The organism is Leeia sp., assembly GCF_041909055.1.
Taxonomy (GTDB): Bacteria; Pseudomonadota; Gammaproteobacteria; order Burkholderiales; family Leeiaceae; genus Leeia; species Leeia aquatica.
Genome location: NZ_JAYREC010000010.1, coordinates 1 through 299 on the forward strand (window position 1 = coordinate 1; position 299 = coordinate 299).

Consider the following 299-nt stretch of genomic DNA (forward strand, 5'->3'; position numbering starts at 1 on the left):
GATCCCCTGTCTTGCCATGCCGCGGTACTGTCGGCGGTGCTGGCGGCCGCCGTGCTGCCCCCAGCCACGGCAAGCGAATTCAGCGCCAGCCTGCGCAGCCATGGGCTGGCGCGCCAGACGGCCATCACCGGGCCGCTGGCCCAGGCCCATGCGCTGTACGGCGGCATTGCTGCCGACCAACCCAGCGAGGGCGCTGCCCAGTTGCAAATGCAGGGCAGCACGCAGTGGGCGGGCCTGCAGTGGCACGCCGACGTGCTGGCCCAGGCCCAGCGGCCCGAGGGCGGCCCAGGCCACACGCA

At 73.6% G+C, this 299-nt stretch carries 1 protein-coding gene; it reads left to right on the forward strand.

Features of this window, described 5'->3' with window-relative positions; all coding sequences use genetic code 11:
- Positions 1–299: hypothetical protein (locus ACE3O2_RS17655; protein WP_374339786.1), on the forward strand; the 299-nt coding region annotated here is incomplete at both ends.